This window comes from bacterium (assembly GCA_040755755.1).
Classification (GTDB): domain Bacteria; phylum SZUA-182; class SZUA-182; order DTGQ01; family DTGQ01; genus DTGQ01.
On record JBFLZW010000043.1, the window covers coordinates 1 to 8573 of the forward strand.

Consider the following 8573-nt stretch of genomic DNA (forward strand, 5'->3'; position numbering starts at 1 on the left):
GGTTTCCACCCTATTCACAATCTCAACAACTAATTTCACTTGTTAACTATTTTATAAATTTATAATTTGGGGGTGGGGGAATTTTCGGCTGTCACGGTGGGGGAATTTTCGATTGACATTACCATTCCATCTCCAGGATGGCGAATTTACTCTGCAAGAGGTTCATTACTCCCATGATATTGGCTACCTTCCCTTTGGGCACCTGGAACCGTAGATGGATTTTATCTTTAACCTTTGGTGGCACTGATGGTGATGCTGTTGGTGATGCTGTTGGTGATATCTGCGGTGATATTGATGATCCTGGTGATGATACTGAAGGTGTAGGCAGTGTTGTAGCCCCCTGGCTGTTTCCCTGGTAACCTGAGATGGGTGGAGAATTCACCGTACCAGATGGTTGGGGGTAGACAGGGTCTTTTGGTTCAGGGAGGATTTCTTTTCTCTTCCTTTGTTCATTGCACAGGGCTTCGCTTATCATGACTTCATTTTCAGAGAAGGCGATTGATGCGGGCTCCTTGAAGTACCGGCAGACTGGAGCATCGTTTTCCATCTCGCCCAGGCCGAAAAGGCCCATACGGACACCTTCACTGATTCCCTGTTCCAGGACAGCTTTGCTCTTTGGCCTTGGTTCTCCAGGGGTCTTGAGGGATGATTGGTAGAGCTGGTCTGTGGAGACATAATCCCTGCCGGAAAGGTACTTCTCTCGGAGGACTAGCGGAGCGATTCTTTCCAGTATCTCTTTATCGGCGCGCAGTTTCTCGTATACCTCGTGATCGAGCCCCTTATCCTCACCATAGGTGGGGATACCCAGGTCAGCGTCTTTAAACCGCTCCTTATCTGGAATGGCAATGATCCGGTAGAGCATGCGAATGGATTCTTTCAGCCTCGTTCCGGCCTTATCGAGTTCCTTCTTAACTGTTTTCTGCTGCTCGGCAGAGAGATTAAGGCTTTTATCAGCCTCAATATCATCGTAGGCCATCTTGTGCTTCAGGGTATTGATAAAGCCTGTTCTTTCGGATTCCAGAGGATAGAGGAAAAAGATTGTGTTCCGGTAAACCCGTGGTGTTTGGCCCTTGGTTTTGACGATAGTGCTCATCATTTCACTGGCTTCTTGATTAAGAATCACCAGTTTCAATTCTTCCGAATCTGGGATATTGCCTGGATTTTTCTCCCAGATAAAAACTTTCATCTTTCCACCAAGAATGCTCTTTTTCAGAAGCTCGCGTTCGGTCTCAACGAGTCTGTCATCCTTGATGTTTTCCATCTTTTTCAGCAGGATACGGTTTAAGTTGGGCTGATTGCTGAAGAAATATCTCTCGCCGGTATTTTGCAGGTAAAAGAGTTTCCCCCGAAGCTGCTCAACAGCCTCAGCTACAACGCTGGCAGGGTTTTCAGGAGTGGTAGCGGCCCGCTTGATCTCAGCCGTGGTAATGCCGTGCTCTCTGCCGCCTGAGAAAGAGTGAAGGAATATCGTACGAGCCGCCCTGCTGCCCAGATTGAGCCCCTGGTAGGCATTGCCCAGTGATGAATCTACCTTCTTGGAACCCGCCTCAATGTTCGTGATATCGGCAGCAATAATGCTGTTGTATTCTTGTCCGAGATGCTTTACCAGTTCCTGTCGGAGTCCCTGATTAGCCAGGTCAAAATCTGCCGCACTGATGTATGGCTTATTCGATCCTTTTAAGGAGTGTACCACCAGGGAAAGAAGCCTGAGTACGCCACGGGTCCTCTGAAAGCTCGGAAAACTTCCCCAATGGTGGTAGAGCATGTCCACTACCTCCGGCATGAATGGATATGAGTCAAGGAATCTATCCCTGTATTCGCTCTGGGATAATCCTGCCGGAAGAATCCCTTCTTTTTCAGCATACCCCATGAAGCATGCTACCGCATCTCTGGCGCTGTCGTCATCGAGCTGGCTGAATAGCCTCCTTCTGATGATTTTGGTAATCTCGTTTTCCTGAACCGGTGTGTATATCTTTTCAACTCTGCCAGCTACATGCTGTAACTGCTGGTAAAGTCTTTCCGCCTTTGCATCGTAATGCTCCATAATGCTTGAAGGCAAAGTGACTACCAGGCAAACCTTGGCTAATGTACCTACCGCTTCGGTGAGTTCCTGCATAAAGGCAATGGTCTGGTTCGCCAGGGTGCTTTCGGCCACTCGCACGCCTGCTGCTTTGGTCACATACTCTAAAACCTCATCCATCAAAATTCTGCGGCAAAGATATCCATTGTGAGCCTGCCCTCTAAAATATCCTGATGGGGAATGGCAATCGTATGAAAGGCTTTCATCGGTAATAACCTCCGTTATAATACCCCCCGTCATGATATCCACTGCTCTGATATCCCCTATTCTGATATCCTCCGGTGCTCTGATCCTTATCTTTGCAGCCGATCTTTGGCTCTTTACCCGTACCCGCTAAAAACCTGTCTAAAGGTTTCTCATCCTTGCTTTCACCTTTGCTTGCGTCAGGTTTCATTTTTCTCCCTCTTCAATATCTCCAACTTTTCCAACTTCTCCGATTTTTTCATTTTCCTCGGTTTCCTCGGTTTTCTCAGCTTTCTCAGTTTTATCAGATTCATCAATCTCTTCAATCTCTTTTAGTATTTTTTTAAATGCCGGTCGTAGGGGCGGAAGTTCTTCTTTCACTGTAATCCATACAATATCTACTTTAACACCGTGATATTCGTGGATTAACATGTCTCTCATTCCAGCCATATCCCTCCACGGTATCTCAGGGTATCTTTCCCTCATTTTGGGGGGAATCTTCTTAACGCCCTCACCGATGATTTCCAATGCCCGTATCACTGCGAAAATGGTTTTATCATCCTTCGCAAATTTATCGTAGGAGATGCCATGAGCAAATTTCATCGCCTTGTCCAAAGCGTCTATGATATCCAGAATATAATCTTTAATTTCTCTCTTCATGGGTTTTTATCTTTGCAGCTCTTTATTTTTACAGCTCTTTATCTTTGCAGCCTTACAGCTTTTCCTCTTTGCAGGGTGCTCTCTTTACAGGTAAACAACCTCTTCGAGTATATGCTTTCCTATATTGGGCTTGAGAGCATCTTTCATAACAAGGTCAACTTTCACTCCTAAAAGCTCACTGAGGTAATTTTCCATATTGATAAACTTTAAAAGGCCAATCTTAGCCCTACTCTCAAATTCCACGAGAATATCTACATCGCTCACTGCTTTCTGCTCACCACGAACGTAAGAGCCAAAAATTCCTATCTCTTTTACTTTATATTTCTGCCTCAGTTCCTCTTTATGATCTCCCACGATACCTTTTATATTTTCAAGGGTTTTCATTTTTCTTACTCCTCAAGCTTCAAAAGGTGTGCTGGCAATGACCACCCTCTTGGCCTCCCGTTCGCCCGCTTCATTACACTGTTACTCCAGCTTGTTTCATTTGAGCCGACTTACTCCAATTGATCCTGATCGATTCCGGTTGGTTTCAGCCTTGTTCCGACTCTTCTAAGATCTTGCTTATCAATGGTTTAATCTTCGGGATAACATCCTTTATCGTATTCCAGACAAGTTCACATTTGATGCCGAAATAAAAATGAATGAGCCTGTCTCTCATCCCTGCCATTTCTCTCCAGGGGATAGAGGGATAGCTCTTTCTAATGCTTTCTGGAACATTTTTGGTTGCTTCTCCGATAATTTCAAGCTTCCTTATGATGGCACTCGATCTCAGGTCATCAGTTCTTAAAGTCTCAAGATCCATCCCTTCTACGAACTTCTCAATGGCTTCCATAGCCTCTATGATATCAGCCAGGTAAAGCTTATGGTTCCTCGTACTCATAGGTAAACGGCCTCTTTAAAGACCTGCTCCTTGATTTCTTCCCGAACAGTGTCAGCAGGAACAATGTCCACTCTTACCTTGAGTTTTTCTTCGAGGAAGTCCGCAATGCCGACGAAATCAAGTAAGGACGCGCCTTCCAGAAACCTTACCAGGATATCTATATCGCTGCTTTCTTTTTGTTCTCCACGGGCATAAGAACCAAATACCCCAATAATCTCAGCCTTGTATTTTTGCCTTATTTGATCTTCTAAGCCCTTGAGAATCCTTATAATATTTACAAGCTCTCTCATTTAAAATTACCTCTCATCGGGACGGCTTCCGTTGGAATACCCCCCGTTAGGATAATTCCCGCTAGAATAATTTCCGCTGCCTGGATTCTTGCAATCGCTCCTTACCAGCTAAAAACCCATCCAGAAGCTTTTTCTCTTTGCTCTCAATAGGCAGTGTCTCGGATACTGCCTGCGCCACACGGAAGAAGGCTTCCTTATCGCCATACCCTGTGTCCTTAAGCAGTTTCATCATCTCTTCCCGTTTGCTCTTTTCCCAAAGCAGGAGGACGTTATGAAGAATATCTATCAGTTCCGATGCATCCTTAAGGTCTGCAAGGTTTCTCTCCTGCGGCCCCAAAACCCTGATAAATTCCTTCTCTTTTTTGATGAACCCAGGTCTGCTCCATTCTCTGGGAAGATCAAGGCTGCACGTACGGGCAAGCTTGTTTGCCTCATCAAACTGAACCTTTGCCTCACCATAATTCCATCGGTAGAGGACATAAAAGCGGGTCAGGTCAGTGATTTCACCGGCAAAGCCATTATGCAATATCTGGTGTACGGCATAATCAGTAGAGATTTTTCGTACCTCTTCCAGCAGCCGATCAGCACGCACGATATTGCCTTCATAATCCATTACCTTCTCGTATTTGCCAAAAACTTCGATAGCCGAGCCAATGGCCGCAATGAAGAAGTCTGCCCCCCTGATTCCCTCCTCCCAGAGCCGGTCAAGCTTTTTGTTGAGATGCTGTTTCAGTTCCTCTTTGACCTCATTGTAGAATCCGGTAGGCTGGCGGGTCATCTTGCGGGCGACAATGTAGATGGAAGAGGCAAGAGCAGCCGATTCCTTGGCTCGAAGTCGTGTTCGCATTTCCGTGTTTATTGGCCAAGCGCCAGTGACGATTAGGCCGGAATCAAGGAGTGAGTTAATGAGAGTTTCCCAGCCCTCGGTGGATTTGTGGGCATAGACGATAGTGGTGATACCATTTGGCCTTAAGACACGATAGATTTCTTGGAAGGATTTTTTGAGCATAGACTCAAAAAATTGCTTAGAGTTCTCCTTCCCACCATGTCTATAAGGGTCTGATACGATCTCATTTAATTTGGGAGTTACCAGTGTCGAAAACAGTTCTGGATATAGATCTCCTACTGTCCTTTTTAACCAGACATAAAAGAAGTCCGAAAGATTAGCATATCCAACATTATCATAATAGGGTGGATCAGTGAAAACTGCGTCGAAGTAGTTATCGGGATAAGACAATGATGTGGCGGAGGATTGAGTGATGGTGGCGGGAGTGTCAGAGACAAGAGTTTGTTCTAACGAATATATGATTCTTTCGACTTGGTCTATAAATGCCCCGCTATGAGAATAGATAGGATTATTTTCAACATAATCCCATGTCATCGGTAGAGCTTGTCGTGCGAAGATATCCACTGGACACTCTGCATCCGCTTTCCATCTCGTTAATGTAGATGTAAACATTAAAGTTCTATCTATTCCCAGTCCTAAATAACTAGCCACTGCCTTTGCATAATCCTCTCCAAGTTTCGACTCGCTCATGTTCTTGTACGATTCTCTCATTTTCTCTGCAAGGGTAATCAGTGCTAACTTCTGCCTTATATTAAATAAATCGCCCCATGTGTTCATTCCGTACATCGGTGGTCGATCTACATCATGACAAGGTATAGGAATTGCCTCATCCGGCACGGGATCTATTCCCCATTCCAACATCAGCTTTTCCTGTTTTTCCTTCAAACATTTCTCTGCCTCTCTAAAAATTTCTATATCTTTATCTGTAGCAATTCTATATCGCTTGCCGCTTGTGCTTGGCTTATGTAAAACCACAGCTATTATCCTCTGCCCAGATTTTCCTTCCCGAAATAATTTTCTTGTTGTTTTATCATCAACGACCGATGGGCAAGCTAAACACGTGGCAACTGCCTTTGAAATAGTGCCATTAGAAGGATCAAACCCATCTGGTATCTTTTCATATCCATCGCCCACAATCTTGTACCTCACCTCTCCACCCTCAACATAGGGGAAAAGGGCAATCTTTTTTTTCTCCTTCTTTGCTAACCAAAATTGACGCATTAAAGGAATCTCGGCACTACATGTTAGATTTTGACAGGGAATTGTCCTTGCCCAAATATAACCAACAGGAATAGCACCGTCCGCCTCTGTTGGATAAAACCTCCCAATCTCCTTTTCCTCTTCATCTAAAACCCATTTGCCCCATTTTTTCACATCTTCAAGCAGAGAATTTTGCAAGGGATTAGCCCAGATTAATTTTTTCCCCTTATCTGCTTTTATATCCTTCGATCTTCCATACTTCTGAGGATACTCAAGGGTGCATTTCTGAATTAAAACCGCAACAGGATTCACGTCATTAGAGTAGGTTTCACATCCCAGGCGAAGAGCTTCCAATGGAATAGTCCCACCTCCACCAAAGAGATCGAGCACCTTTGGTGGTTTTCCACCATTTGCCTTCAGTATATCTTCTCTGGCTTTATCAATGAGCTGGCGGCTCAAGGATTTTTCCCACTTCGAAAATTCGATGATAAACTCTCTCTGTTTATTCCATTCATCAACATTTTCTGGAGCGGGGATCAGGGCTGCATAATTAGTTGCTCGCCTTGATGCCAGCGGTCGTCTTGCCCACCAGATATGCAGGGTAGATATATGCCCATGCCGGATATTTTTCTCTCTTGCTGATTCTATGCTGACTTCCCGTACCGGAAAGGTCTCTTCTATGAAGCGCTTATCGTTTATCATCTAAGTGTAATCCCTTTCAATCTCCTTCAGGATTTTCTCAATTTATCTTTTATTTATACTGCGAACGGGTGAATGTTGAACTTTTTGCACAGGAGTCAGAAGTCAGGAGCCAGAAGAAAGTAAAAGGACTCCTTATTTAAGATAGCCCACACCTTCTTGTGAATTCTGACTCCTGACTCCTGGCTCCTCTGGAAAAGTTCAATTCTAAGCCGTTTATAGTATAAATGCCATGAGTATCTCCCTTTGTAGTTCCAACCTTTTCTGCCATATTATTTTTATTTTTAATTTGGGCAATCTCTATAATTCTACTTTGTCACATTTATGGTTAAGTTATTGATAATATTAACTACTGCTAAAAATTGGATCTTCAAGAAATTCAACCACTTAGCTGGTAATGTGGCAAAGTAGAAATAATTATCTCCTTTATTTATATTTTGGAATCTATTCCCGTTTTCAAGAGTGCCAGGTAGCCAGGCTTTCTGCTCTACCATATTTGGGGCTTAAATTTTTCATCATTGAGGATAGCCACGCTCTCTCCTCTTTCCACTATGATAAATAACCCTTTTCTATAAGCGTACTTATCCGCTTTTTCCTCTATGGCGAGCGCTCCTACTGCTCCGATCACTTTTCTGTCCTGATATTCAGGAAAAAATCCCTTAAAGTTTTTCAATCTCTCTAAATGTTCATCGACGTCTTCTATTCTCAGGGTGCTCTTGGCTTCTATTAATACTGCATATTCACCATTTATGGCCAGGATGTCTATTTCTATTCCAAACCCGTTTTTTTGCTTCTTAACTCTTTGATAGATGGTATCTACCTTTATCTCTCGCTCTTTAAACAGCCTTATTACCGAAGGAGCGATTGAATTTTCTACAAATTTGCCCCATTTTCCTGTCAGGGCATTCACTGCCTTGCTCGTCCTATTGATTTCATCGTTTGTTTCTTTAATTCTTTGATCCGTTTCTTTAAATCTTTGATCTGTTTCTTTAAACAGATTCCATATCTCCTGAAATCCCTTCTCTATTTCTATATTAGTCATAAGATATCTCCTTTATATATGGAGGAGCGAAATTGGGACTTGTCCCAATTTCCAAAAGCCCATATTATGCACAAAATCTTCAATTTTATTTATGCTATCCAGGATATCTTTAACAAAAAGCCCGTAATCTCGCTTCAAACATAGACTACCTCTTTTAAGATGAGGTCTTTTAGTTCTGGCCAAATAGCCTTCTTTCTGACGAGATCAACCTTTACCTTAAGGAGCTTTTCAAGATATCTCTCAAGTTCAATGAATTTAAACAAGTCTGGGACTTCATCAAACTCAACCAGGATATCCACGTCACTCCTCTTTTTCTGCTCACCTCTGGCATACGAGCCAAATATCCCGATTTCTCTCACTTTGTATTTCTTATGCAGTTCTTCTCTGCAAGGGTCTCCATTTTTTCATCCTCCACCTTCCGGCCTTGGAACTGATGATTAAAAGTTGGGATGGGGAACCCCTCATTTCTAATCACTAATTCTCTTCGTCTTCCCCCTGATATCATCTTGGCCTACAGCGTGCATGATAATTCAAAAGCTTCCTCATACTAAGGCGCTTTGCTCTGTTAAGGGGAATGGCACTTACATAAGAATTAGTAATTCTCCCGCAGAGACGCTGAGACGCAGAGGATATCATTGAAAAGTAAAAGTAAAACAAGTTCCTCCTTGTGCCTTTTTACTTTTTGCTTGCTT

9 protein-coding genes are annotated in these 8573 nt (G+C 43.4%); all 9 read right to left on the minus strand.

Annotated features, from left to right (window positions below):
• Positions 1–118: 118 nt before the first annotated feature.
• The gene (locus AB1611_13805) at positions 119–2200 is read right to left on the minus strand and encodes a DUF499 domain-containing protein (protein MEW6380665.1); all 2082 of its coding nucleotides are present in this window, start codon (positions 2198–2200) and stop codon (positions 119–121) included.
• An 82-nt stretch (positions 2201–2282) separates the two neighbouring features.
• On the minus strand, positions 2283–2474 hold the full coding sequence (locus AB1611_13810; protein ID MEW6380666.1) for a hypothetical protein: 192 nt from the start codon (positions 2472–2474) through the stop codon (positions 2283–2285).
• On the minus strand, positions 2471–2923 hold the full coding sequence (locus tag AB1611_13815; protein MEW6380667.1) for a DUF86 domain-containing protein: 453 nt from the start codon (positions 2921–2923) through the stop codon (positions 2471–2473). Before AB1611_13815 ends, AB1611_13810 begins: the two co-directional genes overlap by 4 nt.
• Positions 2924–3007: 84 nt before the next feature.
• A complete protein-coding gene (locus AB1611_13820; GenBank protein ID MEW6380668.1) occupies positions 3008–3307 on the minus strand; it encodes a nucleotidyltransferase family protein in 300 nt (99 codons plus the stop codon).
• Between the two features lie 145 nt (positions 3308–3452).
• Entirely contained in the window at positions 3453–3755 is a 303-nt protein-coding gene (locus AB1611_13825; GenBank protein MEW6380669.1) for a DUF86 domain-containing protein, read from the minus strand.
• Between the two features lie 44 nt (positions 3756–3799).
• On the minus strand, positions 3800–4093 hold the full coding sequence (locus AB1611_13830; protein ID MEW6380670.1) for a nucleotidyltransferase family protein: 294 nt from the start codon (positions 4091–4093) through the stop codon (positions 3800–3802).
• Between the two features lie 61 nt (positions 4094–4154).
• Positions 4155–6842 carry a DUF1156 domain-containing protein gene (locus AB1611_13835; protein ID MEW6380671.1) on the minus strand — a complete coding sequence of 896 codons (2688 nt, stop codon included), beginning with the start codon at positions 6840–6842 and terminating at the stop codon, positions 4155–4157.
• A 484-nt stretch (positions 6843–7326) separates the two neighbouring features.
• Positions 7327–7881, minus strand: coding sequence for a DUF3782 domain-containing protein (locus tag AB1611_13840; protein MEW6380672.1), 555 nt, complete (start codon positions 7879–7881; stop codon positions 7327–7329).
• A gap of 134 nt (positions 7882–8015) precedes the next feature.
• Positions 8016–8240, minus strand: coding sequence for a nucleotidyltransferase family protein (locus AB1611_13845; GenBank protein ID MEW6380673.1), 225 nt, complete (start codon positions 8238–8240; stop codon positions 8016–8018).
• Positions 8241–8573: the final 333 nt, after the last annotated feature.